We start from the raw sequence: 22,945 nt of genomic DNA, 5'->3' as shown, positions 1-22,945 counted from the left end.
AATAATTTATTTTTAACTACGCAATGATTTAACGCCTAAATCCTCTTCCTTTTCCCATACTTGGAGGTGGCGGAAACTTCTTTAGAGGATTTAACGAAGCTTCCTTTAATCGGCCCGATATTTTTGACCATCTATGTTCTTTTCCTTTGAGTATCTTAACACCTAATTCTTTATCAATGTGATCGAAAAAAGCTAGAGAATAAGTTGCTAATGCTGCATTTCCATTATACTTCCGTTCATAAGTCTCTAAATAGTCTTTCAATGGATTCTTTTCTAAAAGAAAGTGCATATCCACAAAGTCTTTCAATCGTGTTCCGCTTTGAAAGATCGCATGAAGCTTCATGGCTCCAATATCTTCTAAGGATGCTAAACGAACATTGTCAATTACCTTTATAGGTTTTTGCCAGTCGTATTTATGAGATAAAATATCTACCTTAACATTCCCAATATTTATCATCAATGTATTATTCCCAATATTACGTACCGTGGCGGAATGTTTATTTTGCAGTTGGTCCAGCATCCCATGGACATCAAAATCTTTAGTTGTAAAAAGATCTATATCAATACTTAATCGATGACCGATCTGTAAGCTCAAAGCGGTTCCTCCCACCAGGTTAAAATCCCGAAGCATTTCTTCCTCCATTAATTTTTGTAGAAGATCCCACAATTCTTTTGTGACAGTTTCTTTATATAACATAACAAATCATTTTTCGGAAATCTATTCCTGAAATTGACCTGTCCTGTTAAAGTGGAATTGGCTTGCTTTATTTTGCGCTCATTTTCCTAATTATACTTTTAATATTAATCTGTCTTTTCTCTTCAATATTGAAAAACAAAGCGACTTCGGAGCGGGTTTAAAGTCCCGGAAGGGCAAGTTGTTTTGAGCTGAGGAGAGTATTTCGAGCTGCTCAAAAGATAACTTGCTCCTTTCCGATGAAAGGACATACCTTAGATTGTATTTAAAGATTTAAGTTGCAACCTGTAACCTGTAAAAAGATAAATTACAATTCTCGAATTTTGGGATGGATGTGAAATACCTATTTCTTCTTTTTGTATTTTCTTATCTTATGACAAGTGCCGCATCAATTCATACTTATATATTTGATAAAAAACCATGCTGCTAGAATTATTATTCATACTTATAGCGTTAAGTAGTCTAGCTTTCCTCTATATTGGAAGCGGAAAAAATATTAATATTTCTGTTCTTTTTATCTGGCAAATCTTAGTTGGCATAGTTGCTTACAATGGTTATTTTCTAAATTATCCAACATCTTTCCCTTTCACTATGCTAATCACTCTAGGTTTATCATTTTGGTTAATCAGCAGAATAAATATTAATGCAATAAACCAAAAATACCTATTATTGTTGCACGTACATAGAATACCTGTAGAATATGCATTATTACTGTTATACCTAAAAAGTAAAATCCCTGTTGAAATGACATTCTTGGGATGGAATTTCGATATTTTGATTGGATTAACTGCCTTATTCATTTTTATTTATCAGTGGCTATTCACAGTAGCGGTTCCCCGTAAAGTATTTATATTATGGAATATTGTTGGACTGGGCTTTCTATTTTTCATAGTTTCCATTGCCGTTTTATCCTCGCCAATTCCTGTTCAGAAATTTGGAATCGGAAGATCAAATATCGCCGTTTTGGCGTTTCCTTTCTATTTACTTCCTACTTGTATTGTCCCTACAGTACTAATTTCACATTCTCTTTTTTAAACTATTAGAGAAAATGAATTACGGCAAAATTCTTGGGAATAAGTAAAGTCAACAGTTAAAAACATTTTATAAGGTACAAGGAAGACTTCTTTTCTCTGTATTACGGAAGCTATATTATTATTTGCTTTTTTTACCTAATGCTTTTATTGTAAACTATTTTAGCGGGTATAAAAACACATAGCAAATTATTTATTTTTCCCGCTACACCGCTGGGTTGAAATATATCTATCTTGATATTTCTTTGTTTACATTTTTGTAAACGCTCACTAGTAGGTAAACCGATGCCAAAAACAGCCACTAAATACCATATAAAATATATTGGAAGCAGAACATGGTATTTTCTAAAAATTTATACCACGAAATGAACTGTAAGCAATTTAATTCCATAGGATTGGAAGAAGTCCTCCATGCACTCGGACACCTTCCAGTCCGGGAAAATGCCAAAGAAGCTTGGTATCTCAGCCCCTTTGGCATAGAGTCCCAAGCCTCTTTCAAAGTTGACAGGAGCCGTAATGTCTGGTATCTGTTCTCCGAAGGTATCGGCGGAACCAATACTGATTTTATGCAGAAATACCTTGGTACACCTATAAAAGGTGTTCTTGAATGGGCATCCGCCCAAAATTTTTCTTCTTTTCATCAGCAACCTACTCCGAATAGGAAAATACCTGCCGAATATAGGATTGATAAGGTAATGGAACTGACACATCTCAATCTTTTGCAATATCTTCGGGAGAGAGGATTATCGTCTAAAGTGTATAGGTATCTAAAGGAAATATGGTTTAACATGAAAGAGAAACCATATTATGCGATTGGATTTCAGAACCGATCCGGTGGCTGGGAAGTACGGAATCCTTACTACAAAGGTGCTTTGCTCAGTAAGGATATCTCAATCCTAAATATCAGTTCAGAATGCCGGCATTCCAGAACTCCACAAGGACAGCATGATGAAATTCCAACTGTACATCACGATAAAATTCCTGATGCCAAGATCGTAGTTGTGGAAGGTTTCATGGACGCCCTCTCGTTTATTGAGATGAAAGGAAGCTATCAGGGAGACCTGCTTGTTCTCAACTCGACAAGTTTACTCAAAAAAACTATTGATGCCCTCAAAAGATATACTGAGATCAATCTATTTCTGGACAATGACAGGTCAGGCAGAAACTGTACAGCAAAAATCCTAAAGGCTTATCCGCATGCAAATGACTATTCTCACATCTATGCAGATCATAAAGACCTGAACGGGTATTTGATGGAGAGAAGAATGCAAAAGTTTCTAGCTACACCAAAAACAGAGGCGATTCCAAAACAGGAAAATAACAGTACAGAAAAACAAGAACCGTGCAAAGAAGAAAAAAACAGACCAACGAAAGGATTGCGCAGAAGGATGTAGGACCGCGTTTTTTACAAACTGTCTGCAAAAGTTAGGAGCTCATTCGCAACTTTGAAGGTCGGTGCCCTCCCAACAAAGTTTCTACTTCGCCCTGCTGGGGCTAAAAAGCAGCCCATCAAAACGGGCTGCAACGGTTCTTAAATCATTTATAGTTTCATGCACCAATATAAAGCACTGTTCCATAATGTTATAAATATAATCTTTTGGCCTGATCAATCAAAAATCAATGTAATGAAAACATCCATTAATTTTAAAGCCGTAAAAGCCGATTCTGAGATCCATAATTTCAGAAAGAAGACTTTTGACTATATCCGAAAGGACTTAACTCATAAAAATGAATACTGGCTGGAAGATAAGATTGCAGACAGGGTTCAGAAAATTGAAGCCTATTGCAAGGAGAAATCTGGTCGTAAGTTACAATCTAATGCAATGCCAATCCGTGAGGCGGTAGTGGTCATCAAAGAAGACACCACTATGAAAGACCTTCATGACCTGGCGAATAAACTACAGCAGGAATTGGGGATCAGGATATTTCAGATTGCCATCCATAAAGATGAAGGTCACTGGGACAAAGATTTCAATGAATGGAAGCCGAATTTCCACGCCCATCTTGTCGCCGACTGGCAGGATCTAAAAACCGGAAAAACTTTAAAGCACCAGTCATTCCATTACTCCAAAATGCAGGATTTGGCCGCTGAATGCCTTGGCATGGAAAGAGGCACAGCAGGATCGATAGGAAGATTGGAAGCTGTGGAATTCAAGATACAGAAAAAAGAAGAGGAATTAAAAGCCCTTGAACTTAAAGTACAGAAAATGACAGCAGAACTGAGTTCAGGGAAATTTAATGATCTAATCGTAAAAAACTCTAATTTCTTCGGCAATCAGCGGATTAACATTGATAAAACTACTCAAAATTATGGAAAAGCGTTCAAGCTCTATAATGCTGAACTTTTAAAAAACGGCAAAGATCTGGAAATTCTAAATAAACGGACTACCAAACTTCAATCTGAAACAAATGATCTGAAAAAAGAACTATCTGCTCTTAAAAGCAAAAATGCCGTGCTACTGACCGATCCCAATATTTTTGCTTTGGAAAAGAAAAAATACCTCGATTCGGTGGTCAATCTGATTGAAAAGTCAATCCGTCAGCACTGGTTGGAATTTCCCAATGTTGATCGCTCTAATCACAATTACTTTCATAGTGAGATGAATAAAATATGTAATGAAATTTTGATAAAAAATCATATCCCATTTTCTGCTTTTGAAGCTATATTTCAGGTAACTGAACTTGTGACTCATATTTCCATGCTATTTAGCTTTGCCGTGGATAATCCTGAGCCTGAAGAGATACCGATCCAGATAAAGAAGAAAAAGAAGAGAAGAAGAATTTCATGAATATTTTAGATTCATAATTTTTTTATTACTCTTATATTTTTGAAGTCAGACTAAAAATCCCTGGCATCAATATGCCAAGGATAATGTAAATATCTACTAAGATGCAATTAATATTAAAAGATGTTGAATTACTCTCTGATCTTACTTATCAACGCCTCTATAAGTTTATTCTGGGAATTACATATATAGGAAATATAAGATGGCAATGGCTCCATCCTCATTGATATATTCCATTTTTTCTCAGGATTTTTATCGCTTGACTGGTAGAAACCACCTGCCCAAAAAAATATTTTGTACTTCGTTTGATCTTCTCCTCGATAGTTTTTAGAAATTATTCAGTTCTAAAATCGAGCGTCCAAAGCCTTATTTAGTAATCTCTTGCTCTTTAAACTGGTTTGGTGTCAGGCCCGTCAACTTTTTAAATAACCTGGTAAAATAGGATGGACTTTCAAACCCAAGATCGTAAGCAATTCCCGCAATGTTACTGTCGGAACTGACGAGCATATTTTTCGCCTCCTTGATCAAATAAATATGGACATGCTCAAGCGCGGTTTTACCGGTTTCCTGCTTAAGTAAATCACTTAAATAACGGCTGGAAAGAAAAAGCACTCCTGCAAGATAATTGACAGTAGGAAGTCCTTCTGTGAGATGCAATTTTTTGTCAAAATAGTTTTGCAGAACCGTTTGAAACCGTTTTACGGTTGTTCCTGAAATATTGTTGCTTCGGTCAATAAATTGCCTTTTGTAAAAACGGTCTGAGTATTTTAGAATGGAATCGATATGGGAAAGAATAATCTCCCTGCTGAACTCATCCTGGTTTTCATCATATTCTCTCCTGATTTTTTCATATAATTCCCACATTATAAGTTCTTCGGAAGGAGATAGATGAAGAGCTTCATTGATTTCATACTCAAAGTATCCATAATTTTTGATCTGCTGATATAGGTTATGGCCAGATAGATAATCTTCATGAAAAAAAATAACAAAACCTTTTTCAGCAAACTGTACGTTACTCACCTCGATAATCTGTCTTGGCTTCATAAAAACGGTAGAACCATTGCTATGATCATATTTTGTTTTGCCATAAAGTACATGTCCGGATTTAATCTTCTTTAATCCAATCATATAAAAGTCACCCGTAAACCGGTCTTCACCCACTGAATAGGTCATCAGTTCCTTACAGGTCATCAGACTCAGTTGCGGATGTTTTGGTGTTTCAAAGCCACTCTTTTCATGAAGCTCAGTAATGCTTTTATAGTGATTGATCTTTTTCAATGTGAATAATTTTAAGGATTATGAAAGGCTAAGGATTTTTGTTTTTGCTTAAAGAGATCGATATGTTCATGTTAGACGAATGCCAGATAAAATTAAAAAATAATAGCTTATAAAATAAATGACAAAGACTTTTTAACAGCTGAACAATATCAAAGCCTTTCGTAACGAAAGGCTTTTTTTAACTATTTTGATTTTAAAAATAATTTGCCAGATGTGTTTGGTAGCTAGCCAGTTCATTTTCGATTTTGGGATTTTTAAAAACATCGTAAAACGCAAATGTTGGCAGGGTCTCTACACCGACAAATTCAAGTGTAGCTGTGAATGGTCTTGTGAATTCTTCCATGGAAAAGTTCTCAAGAAGCTGTCCTTGTTGATTGAAGGTTTCCTGCGGAGCATTCCATGTATTGACAACCATTCCTTTGCTTTGAAGCAGTCCTCCGGTTCCGTAATTGCCGCCTTTATTTCGGCCATCACCCGCATAAATTTTTCCGTAACCGCTCATGAGCACCTTGTCGATATAATCTTTAGTCTTAGCAGGCATTCCGAACCAGTTGATCGGAAAATGAAATAAAATGCGATCAGCATTAATCCACTTTTCAATCTCTTGAGGAATTTCATAACCCTGATCTACGACAGTCTCACTGATTTCATATCCTTTTGCTAAAAACAGCTCTTTAGTTTTTTCAAAAATAGTATTGTTAAGTGTACCTTCAGCAATCTGTGGCCATTTGATATGTCCGTTTATAATAAGAGCTTTCATTATAGATATTTTCCAAGATATAATTCAACATCACCATACGTTTGTAATCCTTGATCAAGCAGATTTTTGATTCTTGTTCTGGCTTCGGGCTCGGTCAATGATGCAAAAAAGCGATTTTGGGTTTCCATAATATGTTCATTTTTGGGGATCACAACACGTTCATTCATAATGGATTTTATGGTAGCAATGATCTTTTTATCAAAAGAAGCTATTCTATGGGCAAGGTTTTCTACAAAAGCATCAAGTTTGTCATCTTCGAACGCACGGTTGATCCATCCATAGGCAGCAGCAGTTTCGGCATCATAATCATCACCGCTCAAAATAATTTCCAAAGCTCTTGCCTTTCCTGTCAATAAATGCAGTCTTTCAAGACCGCCACCACCTGGAAAGGAACCAATACCAATTTCAGGCTGGGAGAAAAATGCTTTTTCCTTGCTTGCAAAACGCATATCGAAAGCCTGGATAAATTCGCTTCCCAGTCCTCTGGCTCTTCCTCTGATCGAAGCTATGCTGACAAAAGGTGCCTGTTCCAGTCTCTTCGCAATATCTGGCCATGAAATCGAAAGTCCTGTTTCGCCTGTCCCTTTTGGAAATTCGAATATATCGATCAATTCCGCATGCGCCACATAAAAGTCAGGGTTAGCACTTTCAAAGACAACCACTTTCAAATTTTCATTTGCTTCCAGTTCTTCCATTGTTTCCCGAAGCTGCACGGAGAATTTTGGATCAAAAATATTTACTGGCGGATTGTTTATAAAAACTTTCCAGTAGCTTTCGCTTACTTTATCAATTGTAAAAATCATAAAATATCCTTTGTTTATGTTTAGAAGTCAGTGTTCAAGAAAAGGTTGATGTATCCTGCGATCAGCTCTGGCTGTTGATGTTGAAGACCATGTCCAGTTCCATTTATAATGATATGCTGCATGGAAGGAGCCTTTTGAAGAAGTGGAAACCAATTTTCTACTGCGAAGCTGATATCATGATCTGCAGAAATTACCAGCACAGCATTGGAAAGTGTCTCATATTGGCCACGGAAGTTTTGGGCATCTTTTTTCATCACTGCAGAACCGTCAAAGTATTTTTGGAATTTGTCTGGCGTTGACGGAACTTTTGAGCGGTCCAGTCTTTTTGCGATTCTGTCAAAGGACTGTTTTGCGGCTTCCCGGCTTTTTTGATTGGCAGGTTCAAAAAATGCGACTGTTTCATCTTCCAGATCATTGACCGGTTTTAATGCGCGTTGAAAAAAGGCTGGATCAAAAGGCACAAGATTTTCTCCGGGAGGATTAGTTCCGATAAGAACAGCTTTTAAAATACGGTCCTGGTTCAAAAATAGTGCAGCTTGAGCTACAAGTCCACCATATGACCAACCGGCAACATTAAATCGATCATATTTCAGTTCAGTCATCAGTTTAACACCGACCGAAGCGACTTCAAGAATATCCGATGAAAGTTCCCCTTCTGAATCACCGATTCCGGGGTAATCAAAGATAACTATTGAATTGTTTGCAGCTAATGAATCTAGGAAAAGGGGATCCCAGGTGTCGAGAATTCCTCTGAAGCGATTATAGATAAGAATGGGCGAGCCCTTTCCGAAATGTCTGTAGGCGATCTTTACGCCATCTATTGTGCTGAATTTAGTCTCAGCATCTGAAAAAAATGAGTTCATTGTCAAAGGCTTTTATTGTCTATTCAAAAGTACTCGAATAGACAAACCACCTTTAACACAAATCAGGGATTGTATTACACTTTTCCCTGATTTCTGATTTCTGTAGGAGATATAACTTTTACTTTTTTAAAGAATCTTGAGAAATAAGGAACATTAGCAAATCCTAATTGATAGGCAATTTCACTAACAGTCATGTTAGTCTGAAATAATAATATCTCTGCCTGTTCAACGATAAATTCGTGGATTATACGAATTGTATTTTTTCCGGTTTCAGCACGAAGGAGCTCTGTCAGATAATCAGAAGAAAAGCTTAGACTTTGGGCTATCGATGATACTGTCGGTATATTACTAACCGGTTTAGAAAGATCCTTATAATGATCCTGAAGAACCAATTTTACTTTAGAGAGCACCGTGAGCGGATCTATTGCTTTGTTTTTAAACTGACGCTCATAAAAAACATCTGCATACGAAAGGACCACATTGAGCAGGGATAGAATAACATTGATGTTTGAACTGGCTTTGTTTTCTGTAAGTTCCATGTGGATTCTGGTAAACAGCCAGGTAATGATCTCTTCTTCCTGGGCAGTCATAAACAGCGCATCATTAATTTCATAACTGAAATATTTGTATTGCTTGATTTTACTGGCTATGGGGTGCTGTTTGATCAAATCAGGATGAAAAACAAATGCATATCCATCCCAAAAAGTAAGACTTTCCCAGGATACAACTTGCCCGGGCTCACTAAAGAGCATTAGCCCATTTTCAGTATAGTATTTATTATTACCATAGTTAATATCACCGGTAAAGTTTTTTTCAGCGAGATTTTGAACAGATTCACCTGAATTTCACCACTTGTCTGCGGAAAATTAGGAATAGCCTCCTTACATACTCTGCTGTCCATTAAGGGATGCAATGGAGTAGAACGATTCAGATATTTATTATAGGTGGTCAGGTCGTTGAATGTTTTCATGGTACAAAAATGCAATATAGTTTTCAAATAATAGCTTTAAAGGTCAGACATTCTCGGTTTCAAATGGAAAGGATACGCTGTCTTTTCTTAGTTCTTTTTTTCGTTTTCGTAAATCTGTGCTATTCTTCCGCTGATACGGGCTAGATCCAGAGCTATATCTCAAGCTAACTTTGCTATACCAAAATATGGTAATAACGAGTAAAAAACATAACAATATCATGGATAACAAAACGCAACAATTATTGGACAAGGTACTTCATGCACATGGAATAGAAAGTGCAACACAATTTAAACAGTTACACATTCATACGAGTATTGGTGGTGCAATCTGGGGAATGAAAGGTCATGAAGGAGCGCTTGAAGATGTCATTTTTGAAGGTTCATTGACTGAACAGAAAAGTCAATGGACCAATATTTTCCTAAAAGGTTATACCTCAACTTTTGAACCTGGGCATGTTCAGCTTTTCGATCAAAGCGGCGGCCTGCTAGAGGATTTACAGAATCCAAAGCTTTCTTTTTAGGGCATGGTGTAGAAACTCCCTGGAGCAGACTTCAATTGGTGTACTTCTCAAGTTATGCTACATGGAATTACGCAACAGCACCTTTTAATTTCATGGTTCCCGGGGCAGAAATTAATAGGCTGGATTCATGGAATGAAAACGGAGAAGTCTTAGACAGGTTGGAAGTGATCTATCCCGATGGTTTCGCTACACATAGTAAAAAACAGATCTTCTATTTTAATGAAGAGGGACTTTTAAAACGTCATGATTACTGGCCGGAAGTTTTAGGTGGTTCTTCAGCAACACAAATTATTGAAGATTATAAGGAATTTGATGGTATTAAAACAGGAACAAAAAGAAACATTTACGTGCTTAATGATGAAGATAATTCGTACAATAAAGATTTCGTTCTGGTTTCCATCGATATCCAAGAAGTAAAATTTGAAAAATAATGATTTGGGAGTAACATTAAAATCGTAAAAAAATGAAAACAATTTCAGTACCGGAAAAGGAACAATTAAGTTTTGGTTCAAAAAGCATATTAGATTCTGTAGAGAAAAAAATGGGAAAAATTCCTAATCTATATGCAACCATTGGCTATTCTTCCTCTGCTTTAAAATCAATGCTGGAGACAGAAGCGGTACTTTCCCACGATTCATCGTTTACGGCAAAAGAAAGAGAAGCTATCAATCTTATTGTTTCACAAGTTAACGAATGTGATTACTGTTTGGCAGCGCATACGAGCTTAGCAAAAATGAGGGGTTTCACGGAAGAGCAGACCATTGATATCAGAAAGGGAAATTCGGATGACGCACAATTAGATGTGGTTATTAAATTAGCTCAATCTATTGCCAGCCATAAAGGAAATGCGGGAAACGGAGCCTTAGAAAATTTCTTTAATGCAGGATATGACGAAAAAGCTTTGGTTGAACTTACTGCTATAATTGCGCTGAGAAGCTTTACCAACTATGTATTTGCCAATACCCAGGTTCCAATTGATTTTCCTTTGGCACAAGCCATTTAATGATAATCTAATATTAAGGGAAAGCCATCTGAGTTTTAAATCAGATGGCTTTATTTTATTTCAACAAATCAGCATTCGTAATTCTGTGCTATTGATCCGCTGAAATGGGCTATTTATTCCATTTGCACCTCCCTAATTTTGTTTCATTGAATAAAAGAAAACTATACAGGAACAATTAAATATTAAAAGAATAGTATGAAAACAGTAGAAAACTTTGCGCTTAACGCTCCAACGCAGTACATTAATGTTAATGGGATTACGTATGCTTACCGAAGGTTCGGAAACAAAAAAGATATCCCTCTTATAGGATTTCAGCATTTTACAGGAACGCTTGACAATTGGGATCCTGCTATCGTGAATGGTTTGGCTCAGGAACGTGAAATCATTATTTTTGATAACAAGGGTGTGGGGAACAGCAGTGGTGAAACACCGGATAGCGTTCTTGAAATGGCTAAAGACGCAGTTGAATTTATTAAAGCTTTAGGAGTTGAGAAGTTCGATGTGCTGGGATTTTCTCTTGGAGGTTTTATAGCACAGTATCTTGGAACACTATACAGTGGGATGGTCAGAAAAATCATTATGGTCGGAACGGCACCCCAGGGAGCAAAAGTACTGGAAGGTTTTTATGATCTGATTGCAAAAGGCTCAAATTTGGATCCAGCCGAACTGTTTTTATATATTTTCTTTACTAAGTCAGAAAATAGCAAAAACAAAGGAAAGGAAACTTTGGGTCGCCTATTTGAAAGAACTGAGGACAGAGATGAGCAGACCATTGAAAAATCTGTAAACGCCCAGGCAAAAGCAATTACCGACTGGGGAACAACTTCTGATATTAATATTTCAGAAATCAATCATCCGGTTCTTATTATTCAGGGAAGCAACGATGAAATGATGGATTCAGACACTTCTTACGAATTATTCAAAGCTATTCCCAATGCTGTTTTAAGTTATTATCCGGATTCCGCGCATGGGTCTTTTTTTCAATATCCGGAAATGTTTGTACAACAGGCGAACGATTTTCTAAACATTTTCAAATAATTATCATATACGTCATTTTGTACCATTAATTCGCTGATATGGGTTATTTGATCTTGCAGCTTGACAGTAACTTTGTACTATAAAATCATAAAAAAATTAGAACAATGAGCAAAGTAATTTTTATAACAGGAGCATCCAAGGGATTTGGTAAATTATGGGCTGAAGCGCTTTTGAAAAGGGGAAATAAAGTAGCCGCAACTGCAAGAAATATATCCGCCTTAGAAGGGCTTAAAGAACAATATGGTAATAATATTTTACCTTTACAGCTCGACGTTAATAAAAGAACTGAAGTTTTTGAAACTGTAGATCAGATTGAAAAACATTTCGGAAAAATTGATGTACTGATCAATAACGCGGGCTTTGGTCTGTTCGGAACGACAGAAGAAACAACCGAACAGCAGGCAAGAGAACAGATGGAGACGAATTTCTTCGGTTCACTTTGGGTAGCACAGGCTGTTTTACCAGTAATGAGAAAACAAAAAAGTGGCCATATTATCCAGGTGTCGAGTTTTTTAGGCTTAACAATTTTACCTTTGTTGGGCTTATATAATGCATCCAAGTTTGCTGTAGAAGGTCTGATTGAAACCATTGGAAGTGAAACCGCACATTTGGGGATCAAAACAACCCTGATTGAGCCTAACGGATTTGCAACAGACTGGGCAGGAGCATCAGCAATTCAGACATCTTCGGATATTGCCGATTATAACCCTGTTCGTGAGACTTTTGCGGAGACGGGCGACAATCCGGATACCTGGGGGAAACCTGAGGCAACAGTAGATCCTATTTTGAATATAATAGACAATGAAAACCCGCCAAAAAGGCTATTAATGGGGAAAATTGCTTATCATGTTATTCATCAGGTCTACATTGACCGCCTTCAGGAAATTGAAAATTGGAAGGAGATAAGTATAGCCGCACACGGGCATTAATGGGTACTAAATTAATATCGTAATTTTGATTAAAATTTGAAATCCGATGAAACATTACGCAACCTTAACGGAATTGCATCTTGGTAATGGTTGGGATGCTCCTCAGAATCCGCTGTTCAGTATGATCGGCTGTCAGGCATCGTGTCCGCTGGGAAATCGGGAATTTACAACAGACTGTTATATCATTGCTTTCAAAAAAATAAAATCAGGAATGTTCATGTATGGTCGGACCCAGTATGACCATGACAATGGCTGTCTATTTTTTGCCAAACCAAGGCAGATCATTGAAATGAAAGATCTTGAATTTGAAGAAAAAGGTTATATGCTGATGATCCATGAGGATTATTTTAATGGCCATGAAATTCGAAAACGGATAGAAAACTATAGTTTTTTTGATTATGAAGTGACCGAGGCACTGCAACTCTCACCAAAGGAAGAGCAGATTATTCTCGAGCTGCACGATAAAATCCAGATAGAGTATTATAACAATCCTGACGAATTCAGCAGGGAGATCATCCTTTCTCATATATCTTCGATTTTAAACTATGCGCAGCGGTTTTATAAAAGACAATTTATAGACCGGGCACAGGTAAACGGGAAAACAGTGTCAAAATTTAATGAGGCACTCAAGAAATATATTAAAGAGGGTAAACTGGAAAGTGTAGGTCTGCCCAGTGTAAATTACCTGGCAGAAAAGCTTTTTGTTTCTCCGCGGTATCTTAGTGATCTGTTGAAACAGGAAACAGGAAAAACCGCAATGGAACTCATCCATGTCTTTCTGATTTCTGAGGCTAAGAATTTATTGCGCTTAGGTGAAAAAGGAGTAGCTGAGATTGCATACCATCTTGGTTTTGAAAATGCATCCTATTTCACAAAACTGTTCAAAAAGCAGACTGGGGTAAAGCCATTGGAGTTTCGAAAGATGCATATGAACTAATCGATGCAAGTCAATAGGAAGAAAAATCTCCGACAATAGTTGGGGATTTTTGTTTTCCATACATTTTAAAAAGGAGTACATCTGTGCTATTCTTCCGTACAAATGAACTATTTATTCGGCTGAGTGTGCTGTAATTTTGAGATGTCAAAACAAATAAAATATAGATCAATGAAAGCATATCTTTTTACAGTGGGCTTATTATTAGCTGGAGTTGGGGTGGTCAAAGCACAACTTGAAAAGGTCGCTACTTCCAATACTATCTGGAATGGTGTGACCACATCCCCTGAAGGAAGAATATTTGTTAATTTTCCTCGAATAGAAGGAGATAAGGGAATCCGCATCGGTGAAATTCTCAGAAATGGTCATATTGTTCCTTATCCAAATGAGCAGTGGAACAATTGGCAAATTGGAGACGATGTGAATCAAAAATTTGTAAGAACAAATTCACTAAGGATTGGGCCTGATGGGTTGCTGTGGGTTGTCGATACCGGAACTCCGGCAATGGGTGGGGAAATTCTGTCGGGGAATAGCGTAAAACTTGTTTCCATTGACACAAAATCAAACCAGGTGGTAAATATCATCCCACTTTTGGATGTTTCAAAACCATCAACATTTATTGATGACATTAGGATAGCTGGAGATAAAATCTACCTGACAGATGCAGGCTCGCCCGCGCTGATTGTTTTGGATAAAAATACCGGAAAAGGAAAAAGGCTTCTTGAAAACCATGAATCTACTGTCGATGAATTACCAATCAAAGCTGAAGGCAAAATCTTAACAGATAATTTGGGAAAAGAAGTGCGAATCCATGCTGATCAGCTGGAATTATCTCCTGACGGTAAGTTCCTTTACTATCAGCCAGTAAGTGGACCACTATGGAAAGTGGAAACACAATATTTAAATGATGAGCATATAACTGAACACGAACTGGAGTCAAAAGTAAGTTTTTTATCATACCCCATCAACAGGAGGTACTGCTATTGATGCGGAAGGAAATCTTTATGTCACCGACGTTGATAAACTTCAGATTATCAGAATAAGCCCGGATGGGAAAGAGACCTTAATCATCAAAGACAGTAGATTACTGTGGGCTGATGCATTATGGATCGATGATGAAGGATATTTATGGATTCCAACAGGTCAGCTTAATAGGGTAGCTGTATTTCAACAGGGAAAAGATAAGGTTAAGTTTCCTGTGGTAATTTATAAATTGAAAATAGGAGCAAAGCCAGTTAGAAATTAAGAGTATAATAAACATTAAATAAAAATTCAATATGAAAGCAATCGTATTAAAAACAGCGGGAGCTGTTGAAAATCTTGAGTATGTTGACATAGAAAAACCAGAGGTTCAACAAGATGAAGTATTGATAAAAGTAAAAGCGATAAGTATCAATCCTGTTGATGTCAAAAGTCGTCAGGGAAGGGGCGTTTATGGAAAAATAAAGGATGAAACTCCTCTTATTCTGGGCTGGGATATTTCTGGTGTTGTAGAAGAGAGCAAAAGCGATCTATTTAAAGTTGGAGATGAAGTCTTTGGAATGGTGAATTTCCCGGGACATGGAAAGGCTTATGCGGAATATGTTGCTGCTCCTGCTACCCAACTGGCGTTAAAACCTAAGAATATTACTTTTGAGCAGGCAGCCGCTTCTACTCTGGTTGCTTTGACAGCCTGGCAAGCATTAGTCAAACATGCAAAGATCCAAAAAGGACAAAAAGTTCTTATTCATGCAGCATCTGGAGGCGTAGGACATATTGCTGTGCAAATTGCCAAACATTTAGGTGCAGAAGTCACAGGGACATCTTCTTCAAAAATAAAGATTTTGTTCTTGGTCTTGGTGCAGATTATCACATCGACTATCATACCTTTGACTGGAATGCCGCTCCGAAAACTTATGATTTCGTGCTCGATACGATAGGAGGTGACAATATTGACAAATCACTTCAGGTAACAAAAGAAGGGGGAGTATCATCAGTATTCCTACCGGACTAAATGAGGAAGTTACTGCAAAAGCTGAAGCCCAAGGAGTGAAAGAATATTTTATCATGGTTCAGTCAAATGGACAAGATATGAAGGATATTGCCAGTTTAATAGAGCAGGAAGAGCTAATACCTCATGTTTCAAAAATCTTTGATTTTCAGCAGATGTCTGAGGCACATATTGAGCAGGGGACGGGTAGAACTGTGGGGAAAATTGTAATCAAGCTATAAATAACAAAGGAGTAATTGAATATTGCTCTTTGTAAAAAATGTAGAAACCGTCTTATTTTATATTTAAGGATGATTCTTTTTTTATTATTCGGGAAGGCCATTATTTTTTCAGGAACAAAAGTTTTTATCTGTGAGATAATTGAAAATAAGTTGAAGTTGTCTATCAAACAATATCTAAATAAATAATAAGGTAATTAGTTGTTCAAACATTCGCACAGTAAAGCAACAAATTTATTGTTGCTTTACTTTTAAATACTAGAGAGTTTTACATTTTATTTAATGCTTTCAAAGAATGATAATAATGGCAAAAGTAGTTCGACAGGACTCCTCTCCCGCTTAGGGAGACGTTTATTTTTTAACGTCTCCTTTTTTTGTGTTCTATATATTTTGATTTTCAGTTGGTTATATTATTTTAGTGTCATGTAGATAAGTGTTCGATTTTTCCACTTTTTTAAAACTAAAAAATATTTATCTTCAGATTTTTCGTATTATCCATTATTTTGTGTTCAATATTCCTTTAACCAATGAATCTCTTAATTCAAGATTAGTATCCTTTTTAAAAGATGTAGCTATTGATGGAACAGATGAATGTCATAAGCATCTCACTTCTTGCACTTGTTATATTGAGTTGTTTGATTGGTAATTTCGGAAACAGAAAATAAAACACAAAAGCTTCTCAACAATTGTATCTTTTTCTAATTGAACTTATCTAAAAATAATATTTAGGATTTTATTTTTATATACAATTACCACAAATACGGTTTCCCATAATTGTATTTACAATTTTTTTTGCAAATTGGTATAATGAAGTTTAAATTCTGTTTCTAACTGCTTAAAGTTTTCATAAATATAAATGTCAGGGGAAATTTTTTTAATCTGATTAATTGTTTATGTTTAATGAATTAATTAAACATTGTATATATACGGAGAAAACTACCGGGATAATACCACAAATTATTGTGACAGATCATGCTGATCATTTGATTTTGGAAAGCGAGAAATCTTTTGAAGATTTAGTAGCAGGAAGAAGATGGCGAGACAGAGGTTTTATTAACCTTTAAATTTACTTATTTTTGTGATTTTATTTAAGTGTTTAAATTCACTCGGAAGAGCATGGTCTCAATGGTGAAATCTATACTAAGAGGGAGACAGCTTGTTGTTGGCGCTTATTAAAATATTTGGCGTACCACCATGAGGTGGTACACCAAATATTCTTGAACCAATTTTAATTTATTTTATAGTCTCAAAAAACGATAATAATGGCAGAAGTAGTTCGACAGGACTCCTCTCTACCAGACAGGGATAAGCTGTTTTCTTATCACTTTTTTTATTATTCACATCACCTAATCCATTGGTTACAAGAGATATACTTCTTAATACAGAGTTTACTCTAGTAGTTCGATATTCAATTCCTGTAAATTCAAGATTTTCTGGATATATCGAACTAATTATTTTTCTTTTTGCTTCTACACTACTTGATTGGTATAATAATGATAAGTTAGATATTACTGATAGAGCCTTGTTTAAGCGATCATCAACTTTTTCGGGTTTTCGAGTCGCAACTAAACAAGAATGAAGTTCATTTTCAAGAATTTCAATTTTTTGTTTAGACTGTGCTTTAATGATCATATAATCGTCATCTTCAATTTTTTCCGCTAATAATTTTTCTCGTGCAAGAGCTATCTTAGCATTATAAGTTTCTATTTCAGAAATTATTCTTTTTCTTCTATCGCCGGCTTTGTTATTATACTTTTTATAGGCTGTTAGTAGAATATTTTGTAAAATTTTTTGAACTGAAGGAAGAAACTCATATTTCTTTAGTTCCTCTACAAAAAGATTATTGGTAAGTTCAGCACTTTGCCTAAATCCACAAGACGATTTACAATGATAGTAATAATATACTTTCTGACTTCCCTTTGAACCGCTGGCAGTTAAACTTTTTCCACATTTCGGACAAATCAAAAAACCTCTCAACGGAAAAATATCAGCAGAACTAAATTTTATATACTTTCGGGTTTTTCTTTTATTGCCTTCTAAAATGAGCTGGACTTTATTAAATAGTGTCTCACTTATAAGAGGGGCATGTAAAGATTTTACATAGTGAGCTTCTTCATCCCGGTATTTCTTTATAAATATTTTACCACAATACACTGGATTTCTTATCGCAACATGAAAAGCTTGATTACTCAAAATTTTTACTCCCTTTTCTGAAAGCTGTCGTCGTATAGTTTCAGGAGCCTCAATTCCTTTTGCTATTTCATTGAATAAATAACGTATTATTGAAGCTTCAGGTTCTTTAGGCTCAATAAACTTATATTTGCCATCCTCAGTAATTTTGTTAATGTATCCGAAAGGAGCACTAGCCATCCATCTTCCTTCCTTTTGAGCTCTTCGCATACCATAAAATGTGTTCAGTGCTCTTCTGTCATTCTCTACTTCTGGTGCAGCAAGATAGATGGCTAACATCATTTTATTTTCTGGTATGAAAAGATCCAATGGCTGTTCTATAGCCTGGACTTCTACTCCCAGTTTTTTAAGAATACTTATCATTTGATATGCATCACCTGCATTCCTGCTAAAGCGGTCCCATTTAGTAAATAAAACTTTATCAATCTTAGATTTTTTTCTTTAGGTAAATTAAAAGCTCATTCCATCCTGGACGATTAAAATTTTTTGCTGAATGATCTTCAAAAATAAGACTATCAATTTTAAGATTATTAGTTTCACAATATCTTTTTAAGCGTTCTTCCTGATCACGTTGAGAGTAACCTCTATCTGCCTGCTCATCAGTTGATACACGAATATATAAAGCAACATTACTCATAATAATTAGTTTAAAAATTTTCACCTAAAGATATTGAAAAGTATTTACAAGGTTTGTAATCAACTTAATAGTAAAAACAATATTTATCAAAGAAATTAATCGACTGGTATTATTTCAAAATTGAATTTTTCACTAGTTACAAGACCGGCAATTAAATATAAAAATACTAAAACCATTTTCGCCTCCTCCACAGTAATGTCCACGCCATCAGTTTTAAGAAGCTCGATTGTTTCTTCTGTTGTCATTTTCCTTATTTGTAATCTTTCCATATTCACGTTTTTGTTTTGGAACATAAAATTGAATACATAATTTAGAGAAGGTATCGTTATGAAAGTAAAAGCATCTGTTTGGCAGTAAATGACTTATCTTTCTATACTTGAAAGTTTCCAAGTGTCTTTAAAATGTATTTGATGGCAGTCTGTTGCATTTAATGGACTACAGTTTTTTTATCCAAAACATCTAATTTTTGTACATTTTGAGATTATGAAAGAACAACACCTGGAGCCATAGCAAGAACTTTATCATTCAATTGCTAAAATTATTGCAGATTCAAAATCAAGCCTTTACAGAACTACTAATACCATATTGTTAAAGATGTACAGGGAAATAGGTAAACTCATTGTTCTGGATGAGCAAAATAGTGAAAACGTGCTGGCTATAGAGAATATTTACTTAAAAATTTAGCAAACCAACTATCTCTTGAGTGGGGAGCCCCAACGGATGATTTCTCGAACTTTTTCAAAGAAGATTTATTACGAATAGAGAGCATTTATGAATATTTGGATGGCGAATATATAACATATCGATTTCAGAATTTATAAAAAATATAAATTTTCTTCATTTTTAAGAAAGATGCACCAAATATATTTGGTATGTTTTTCATATATCATATAAAAATATTCTCAATAGAAAACTGGTAAAAAGGCTACTAATGTATTGCTGACAACCATTCCTATTTCCAGTAAAAGACTAGGGCATAAACGGTTTACTCCCTAAAGGGATCTTCCATTTATTCCGTTTCCTTTTGTTTTTGAAAAGATATATATAGTTGCCAGAAAGGCCATAATATTTTGGAAATATAATTAGAAAATAACTAAATTTTTAAATTAAGCAGGTACAAGAAAATTTAGCCTCCTCCTTACTCGGAGCACAAATAAATATGAAGAATGTTCTTATCCTTTTTGAGAATAGGAATAGATCATTTCATTTAAACTAATCCAAATCTGGTAGACTTTGTAGAGTAAAGAGATAAAAAAAACGATATTTAATAATGAAATCTTCAAATGTCGGTCTTGTGACCTTAACGAGCACATCTTCAAATACTTTTATAGATGATTTAATTCGTTTGAGTCAAATTAAACAAGAATTAGATATCCCAAGTCTAGCATAGTTTATTGTAGTCGTAAAGTTTTTGCAATTTAATTTTTTCTTCTATGTAACAATCAAAATAGATATATTTAGACTATAGTTGGCTTCGACAGTCTTTCACTGTTGAATGAAGATATTACTTAATGGATAATTAAATTGACAATCTCAACGGGAAAATCAGAAAATACACCAAAAACAAAATGTCTTTCCCCGTTGATGATCCTGTTCTGAATTCTGTAGCTATCTGTTACGGCTTTTTGTTTTCAAACTCTACTTGAATTTGCTTGTATAAAAAGGAAATATTTTTAAAATATAGTCAAATAACTATACTTTATTAGTTGTAATACTACAATGCTTTACTCGTGAGTTCTACAATATATTTTTAAATTAACACAGAACTTTATCGTGATTTTGATAGCACGAAAAATACATTTTACATATGATCGTTGCGAATGAAGATATAACATAATCTAATCTAGTCTAGTCAAAAAAAATCACATATATATTAACAAATAAAATAAAAAAACAATGAAAAATCAAGCAGCTAGTGACAATTCAAAAGTAAAAAAATCAAGTACTACTCAAGTTAAAAAAAGTAATGTTGATAAAAGTTTAAATTCTGGATTAGCAACTATACCATCTGTATCAGTAGAAATAAATTCTGGAAATACTGATAGTTCAGGACTTAAGTTGACTAATCTTACCTCTTCTTCACCTGTATCATCAGGTGCAACTTTAGGTGTTGATAATTTGGGTAATGTGGTTACTGTGGAAGGTGCTTCATTTACACCTGCCTTCGGAAGAGTACTAACTAGTTCTAGTATTATTATTCCAGCAGATACCGTGAATTATAACATACTTAGTTTTACTTTGCCAGCAAGTGGTACCTATCTTATCATTTATAGTATAAGAGCTCAGGTGGCTGAAGTATCCGGACAAAAAGGGCAGGGATATGCTGTTTCATTTATTAGCACAGCTCCTTCAGCGGGTAATGTAATTTCAAATACGGAAATTTTACTTTATGATCTTAATGAAGCTTTAGAAGGCGGTACAGGTACTGGATCACTTGTAATAAGTGTTGCGAAACCTACGACTTATTATGTAGGGATCCGCTGTAGTATGAGAGACGCCAGAATCTTTAATAATAACAATGGACGGTCTTCTGTGAACTATGTTAAGGTAACTCCATAGATAGATAACGCTACTTAAAACCTTCAATCATATATTTTAATTTATTGCCGTAGGCTATTTCTACGGTATTTTAATTTTAATGTGTTTCAAAACATTTCTGACGATAGGAAGAAATCAAAAATCGCAATTTTACATTCAGCGGCCATGCTTATTGTAAACTTTGGGCACTTTTTGCACTAAGAGCCTGCCATAGATTTTTACCCAAGTTGAATGATAATTTTATCTTTTATTTAAGATATTGAATACAAAGCAATATTCATATGAGGTTCCTTTCACCAGACAGTAAATGGCAAATTTGACAGGTTTGCATGTAGAAACCTTTATCTGGACTGTCAAAAAATGGAGCAGGAGGATCTTGTTAAAATTGATGGTCGTCATATCATGTATTAATTCACAGATACGGCTTTCAGGTATAACTAAGCCTTCCGTCCAATATTTGTGCATTTTAACTGCTAATAGGTATAGTAACTGGATAAAAAATAAGGTTGTAAAGTAACTGAATCAGTTCTTAGCCTGTAGTATTTTATTAGATAATAAAGTCCGTTTTTTCAGTAGTTGAAAGGTGGATTTTTATTACTGATACATTAATTCATTTTGAATGTTAGCTCTTTATCCAATTTTCCTGATTTACATTCTTTGTCTTGGCAATCCTATTTCATGTTTCTATCGATGATTTCACTTTTCTTTTCCCCTAAAGGCATCTCATCATACAGATGTTTAATCGTATCTTCAAATGGCGTTATTCCAGCGGGATTGGAACATTTACTTTTAGGCTGGCAGCTTTTACAATCTTAACGAGGTTTTATAAATATTGTAACTTTTAGTATTAAAATGTCCGATAGTAAGAACTTGCTTCATACTACAATCCATATATGGATTAGTGATAAAACTATATCTTTTTAGTTATTATACTATAAGTCTTTTGGGGTATGTCATTTTCATTATTTCTATTTTTACTTTATAATCTTACTCTTACATATTTACTAACTAATTTACTATTATATTAAAACTTTAATCATGAAAAAATTTTTATCCATCCCAGTTTTATTTGGTTTTCTTCTTACCTACGGGCAAGTTGGAATAAATACAACTACCCCTAAAAGTACTTTAGACATTGATATAAATGCAGGAACAACTTCTGTAGATGGATTACTTATTCCAAGAGTGGACAGGCAAAGAGCTGAAGATATGACATCTATACCTATTTCTACTATGATCTATGTAAATGATATTTCTACAGGAACACAAACCGGTATAGGTATTAATATAGACTCAGTTGGCTTTTACTATTTTGATGGAACATCATGGAGACCTATTAACTCTCCTAGTAGCCCGACACAGGGTGCCAATATTCAAAAGTTAAGATATTTAGGTCCAACTGATGCATCAAAAACTCTTATTGTTGATGGTTTCTATGAAGTCAGATTCATAGCAACTACAGCAACTACAGTTAGATTTCAGGTGAGATTATTAGATCAGCCGGCAGCAAACTTTGTTTTAAGATATAATCGAAGTGCAAACTATAATGGTAATACTAATGCTGTATCTTCTATAAAGACTTTTACACCGACAAATTACGCTGATTGGCAAGATTTTGATGCTCCTACAATAACAGCAGGAGTATCATATATGTATTCTGGTACATTTTCATCACCTGAAAGGGATAAATTGCATGAGTTCATATTTCATCTTTTATTGAACAATTATATCAATTTAGCAATTACTAGTTATTAATTTGTAT

At 35.1% G+C, this 22,945-nt stretch carries 23 protein-coding genes and 1 pseudogene; 14 read left to right on the top strand and 10 right to left on the bottom strand.

The features are described 5' to 3' along the window. Positions 1-28: 28 nt before the first annotated feature. Positions 29-697 carry a nucleotidyl transferase AbiEii/AbiGii toxin family protein gene (locus tag OWR28_RS15035; RefSeq protein WP_332387292.1) on the bottom strand — a complete coding sequence of 223 codons (669 nt, stop codon included), beginning with the start codon at positions 695-697 and terminating at the stop codon, positions 29-31. Positions 698-1,114: 417 nt separating this feature from the next. Here OWR28_RS15035 and OWR28_RS15030 point away from each other — a divergent pair, with 417 nt between their 5' ends. The 3 genes from OWR28_RS15030 to OWR28_RS15020 all read left to right on the top strand — a co-directional run bounded on the left by OWR28_RS15030 (position 1,115) and on the right by OWR28_RS15020 (position 4,514). Next, the gene (locus tag OWR28_RS15030; protein ID WP_332387291.1) at positions 1,115-1,729 is read left to right on the top strand and encodes a hypothetical protein; all 615 of its coding nucleotides are present in this window, start codon (positions 1,115-1,117) and stop codon (positions 1,727-1,729) included. A 361-nt stretch (positions 1,730-2,090) separates the two neighbouring features. Next, positions 2,091-3,119 (top strand): DUF8464 domain-containing protein, encoded by a 1,029-nt coding sequence (locus tag OWR28_RS15025; protein WP_332387290.1) that lies wholly within the window; start codon positions 2,091-2,093, stop codon positions 3,117-3,119. Positions 3,120-3,350: 231 nt separating this feature from the next. Further along, a complete protein-coding gene (locus OWR28_RS15020; RefSeq protein ID WP_332387289.1) occupies positions 3,351-4,514 on the top strand; it encodes a hypothetical protein in 1,164 nt (387 codons plus the stop codon). Between the two features lie 363 nt (positions 4,515-4,877). Here OWR28_RS15020 and OWR28_RS15015 read toward each other — a convergent pair whose 3' ends face one another. From OWR28_RS15015 to OWR28_RS14990, 6 genes are all read right to left on the bottom strand, one after another. Continuing rightward, positions 4,878-5,789 carry an AraC family transcriptional regulator gene (locus OWR28_RS15015; protein ID WP_332387288.1) on the bottom strand — a complete coding sequence of 304 codons (912 nt, stop codon included), beginning with the start codon at positions 5,787-5,789 and terminating at the stop codon, positions 4,878-4,880. 193 nt (positions 5,790-5,982) lie between these two features. Then, the gene (locus OWR28_RS15010; RefSeq protein ID WP_332387287.1) at positions 5,983-6,549 is read right to left on the bottom strand and encodes an NAD(P)H-dependent oxidoreductase; all 567 of its coding nucleotides are present in this window, start codon (positions 6,547-6,549) and stop codon (positions 5,983-5,985) included. Then, complete coding sequence (locus OWR28_RS15005; RefSeq protein ID WP_332387286.1) at positions 6,549-7,352, bottom strand: enoyl-CoA hydratase/isomerase family protein; 804 nt, start codon at positions 7,350-7,352, stop codon at positions 6,549-6,551. Before OWR28_RS15005 ends, OWR28_RS15010 begins: the two co-directional genes overlap by 1 nt. A gap of 20 nt (positions 7,353-7,372) precedes the next feature. Beyond that, positions 7,373-8,215, bottom strand: coding sequence for an alpha/beta hydrolase (locus tag OWR28_RS15000; RefSeq protein WP_332387285.1), 843 nt, complete (start codon positions 8,213-8,215; stop codon positions 7,373-7,375). A gap of 74 nt (positions 8,216-8,289) precedes the next feature. After that, the gene (locus OWR28_RS14995) at positions 8,290-8,967 is read right to left on the bottom strand and encodes an AraC family transcriptional regulator (protein WP_332387284.1); all 678 of its coding nucleotides are present in this window, start codon (positions 8,965-8,967) and stop codon (positions 8,290-8,292) included. Beyond that, on the bottom strand, positions 8,967-9,185 hold the full coding sequence (locus OWR28_RS14990; RefSeq protein ID WP_332387283.1) for a hypothetical protein: 219 nt from the start codon (positions 9,183-9,185) through the stop codon (positions 8,967-8,969). The genes OWR28_RS14995 and OWR28_RS14990 overlap by 1 nt, the downstream gene beginning before the upstream one ends. 218 nt (positions 9,186-9,403) lie before the next feature. On the opposite strand from OWR28_RS14990, the gene OWR28_RS14985 reads away from it, so the two are divergent. The 9 genes and pseudogenes from OWR28_RS14985 (at position 9,404) to OWR28_RS27055 (ending at position 16,882) form a co-directional block, all read left to right on the top strand. Further along, positions 9,404-9,706 carry a hypothetical protein gene (locus OWR28_RS14985; RefSeq protein WP_332387282.1) on the top strand — a complete coding sequence of 101 codons (303 nt, stop codon included), beginning with the start codon at positions 9,404-9,406 and terminating at the stop codon, positions 9,704-9,706. A gap of 38 nt (positions 9,707-9,744) precedes the next feature. Continuing rightward, a complete protein-coding gene (locus OWR28_RS14980) occupies positions 9,745-10,137 on the top strand; it encodes a hypothetical protein (protein ID WP_332387281.1) in 393 nt (130 codons plus the stop codon). A 32-nt stretch (positions 10,138-10,169) separates the two neighbouring features. Further along, positions 10,170-10,709 carry a carboxymuconolactone decarboxylase family protein gene (locus OWR28_RS14975; protein WP_332387280.1) on the top strand — a complete coding sequence of 180 codons (540 nt, stop codon included), beginning with the start codon at positions 10,170-10,172 and terminating at the stop codon, positions 10,707-10,709. Between the two features lie 195 nt (positions 10,710-10,904). Further along, a complete protein-coding gene (locus OWR28_RS14970; RefSeq protein ID WP_332387279.1) occupies positions 10,905-11,747 on the top strand; it encodes an alpha/beta hydrolase in 843 nt (280 codons plus the stop codon). Positions 11,748-11,851: 104 nt separating this feature from the next. Continuing rightward, positions 11,852-12,676: an SDR family NAD(P)-dependent oxidoreductase gene (locus OWR28_RS14965; RefSeq protein ID WP_332387278.1), complete on the top strand. Its 825-nt coding sequence runs from the start codon at positions 11,852-11,854 to the stop codon at positions 12,674-12,676. Between the two features lie 46 nt (positions 12,677-12,722). Continuing rightward, on the top strand, positions 12,723-13,613 hold the full coding sequence (locus OWR28_RS14960) for a helix-turn-helix transcriptional regulator (protein WP_332387277.1): 891 nt from the start codon (positions 12,723-12,725) through the stop codon (positions 13,611-13,613). A 168-nt stretch (positions 13,614-13,781) separates the two neighbouring features. Then, on the top strand, positions 13,782-14,597 hold the full coding sequence (locus OWR28_RS14955) for an L-dopachrome tautomerase-related protein (RefSeq protein WP_332387276.1): 816 nt from the start codon (positions 13,782-13,784) through the stop codon (positions 14,595-14,597). Positions 14,598-14,887: 290 nt separating this feature from the next. Then, positions 14,888-15,821, top strand: a pseudogene (locus OWR28_RS14950) (NADP-dependent oxidoreductase). Between the two features lie 890 nt (positions 15,822-16,711). Beyond that, positions 16,712-16,882: a DUF3732 domain-containing protein gene (locus OWR28_RS27055; RefSeq protein ID WP_494168459.1), complete on the top strand. Its 171-nt coding sequence runs from the start codon at positions 16,712-16,714 to the stop codon at positions 16,880-16,882. A 169-nt stretch (positions 16,883-17,051) separates the two neighbouring features. Here OWR28_RS27055 and OWR28_RS14945 read toward each other — a convergent pair whose 3' ends face one another. From OWR28_RS14945 to OWR28_RS14935, 3 genes are all read right to left on the bottom strand, one after another. After that, positions 17,052-18,434, bottom strand: a complete 1,383-nt coding sequence (locus OWR28_RS14945) for a recombinase family protein (RefSeq protein WP_332387482.1) — start codon at positions 18,432-18,434, stop codon at positions 17,052-17,054. Position 18,435: 1 nt separating this feature from the next. Then, positions 18,436-18,645 (bottom strand): recombinase family protein, encoded by a 210-nt coding sequence (locus OWR28_RS14940; protein ID WP_332387275.1) that lies wholly within the window; start codon positions 18,643-18,645, stop codon positions 18,436-18,438. A gap of 95 nt (positions 18,646-18,740) precedes the next feature. Then, positions 18,741-18,914, bottom strand: coding sequence for a hypothetical protein (locus OWR28_RS14935; RefSeq protein WP_332387274.1), 174 nt, complete (start codon positions 18,912-18,914; stop codon positions 18,741-18,743). Positions 18,915-20,541: 1,627 nt separating this feature from the next. Here OWR28_RS14935 and OWR28_RS14930 point away from each other — a divergent pair. Both OWR28_RS14930 and OWR28_RS14925 read left to right on the top strand, forming a co-directional pair. After that, a complete protein-coding gene (locus tag OWR28_RS14930) occupies positions 20,542-21,204 on the top strand; it encodes a hypothetical protein (protein ID WP_332387271.1) in 663 nt (220 codons plus the stop codon). A gap of 1,017 nt (positions 21,205-22,221) precedes the next feature. Continuing rightward, positions 22,222-22,938 carry a phage tail-like protein gene (locus OWR28_RS14925; RefSeq protein ID WP_332387270.1) on the top strand — a complete coding sequence of 239 codons (717 nt, stop codon included), beginning with the start codon at positions 22,222-22,224 and terminating at the stop codon, positions 22,936-22,938. The last annotated feature ends 7 nt before the right edge of the window (positions 22,939-22,945 follow it).

This window comes from Chryseobacterium sp. 1B4 (assembly GCF_036631475.1).
Classification (GTDB): domain Bacteria; phylum Bacteroidota; class Bacteroidia; order Flavobacteriales; family Weeksellaceae; genus Chryseobacterium.
This window is presented reverse-complemented; position numbering and strand designations above follow the sequence as displayed.

Bases quoted from the DNA above. Each gene is read 5' to 3' on its own strand.
- OWR28_RS14985 (WP_332387282.1), top strand. From the start codon at position 9,404: ATGGATAACAAAACGCAACAATTATTGGACAAGGTACTTCATGCACAT.
- OWR28_RS14990 (WP_332387283.1), bottom strand. From the start codon at position 9,185: ATGAAAACATTCAACGACCTGACCACCTATAATAAATATCTGAATCGT.
- OWR28_RS14960 (WP_332387277.1), top strand. From the start codon at position 12,723: ATGAAACATTACGCAACCTTAACGGAATTGCATCTTGGTAATGGTTGG.
- OWR28_RS14965 (WP_332387278.1), top strand. From the start codon at position 11,852: ATGAGCAAAGTAATTTTTATAACAGGAGCATCCAAGGGATTTGGTAAA.
- OWR28_RS14970 (WP_332387279.1), top strand. From the start codon at position 10,905: ATGAAAACAGTAGAAAACTTTGCGCTTAACGCTCCAACGCAGTACATT.
- OWR28_RS14925 (WP_332387270.1), top strand. From the start codon at position 22,222: ATGAAAAAATTTTTATCCATCCCAGTTTTATTTGGTTTTCTTCTTACC.
- OWR28_RS15000 (WP_332387285.1), bottom strand. From the start codon at position 8,215: ATGAACTCATTTTTTTCAGATGCTGAGACTAAATTCAGCACAATAGAT.
- OWR28_RS14930 (WP_332387271.1), top strand. From the start codon at position 20,542: ATGAAAAATCAAGCAGCTAGTGACAATTCAAAAGTAAAAAAATCAAGT.
- OWR28_RS14975 (WP_332387280.1), top strand. From the start codon at position 10,170: ATGAAAACAATTTCAGTACCGGAAAAGGAACAATTAAGTTTTGGTTCA.
- OWR28_RS14995 (WP_332387284.1), bottom strand. From the start codon at position 8,967: ATGCTCTTTAGTGAGCCCGGGCAAGTTGTATCCTGGGAAAGTCTTACT.
- OWR28_RS15035 (WP_332387292.1), bottom strand. From the start codon at position 697: ATGTTATATAAAGAAACTGTCACAAAAGAATTGTGGGATCTTCTACAA.
- OWR28_RS15010 (WP_332387287.1), bottom strand. From the start codon at position 6,549: ATGAAAGCTCTTATTATAAACGGACATATCAAATGGCCACAGATTGCT.
- OWR28_RS27055 (WP_494168459.1), top strand. From the start codon at position 16,712: ATGTTTAATGAATTAATTAAACATTGTATATATACGGAGAAAACTACC.
- OWR28_RS15030 (WP_332387291.1), top strand. From the start codon at position 1,115: ATGCTGCTAGAATTATTATTCATACTTATAGCGTTAAGTAGTCTAGCT.
- OWR28_RS14935 (WP_332387274.1), bottom strand. From the start codon at position 18,914: ATGGAAAGATTACAAATAAGGAAAATGACAACAGAAGAAACAATCGAG.
- OWR28_RS15020 (WP_332387289.1), top strand. From the start codon at position 3,351: ATGAAAACATCCATTAATTTTAAAGCCGTAAAAGCCGATTCTGAGATC.
- OWR28_RS15005 (WP_332387286.1), bottom strand. From the start codon at position 7,352: ATGATTTTTACAATTGATAAAGTAAGCGAAAGCTACTGGAAAGTTTTT.
- OWR28_RS14940 (WP_332387275.1), bottom strand. From the start codon at position 18,645: ATGAGTAATGTTGCTTTATATATTCGTGTATCAACTGATGAGCAGGCA.
- OWR28_RS14955 (WP_332387276.1), top strand. From the start codon at position 13,782: ATGAAAGCATATCTTTTTACAGTGGGCTTATTATTAGCTGGAGTTGGG.
- OWR28_RS15025 (WP_332387290.1), top strand. From the start codon at position 2,091: ATGAACTGTAAGCAATTTAATTCCATAGGATTGGAAGAAGTCCTCCAT.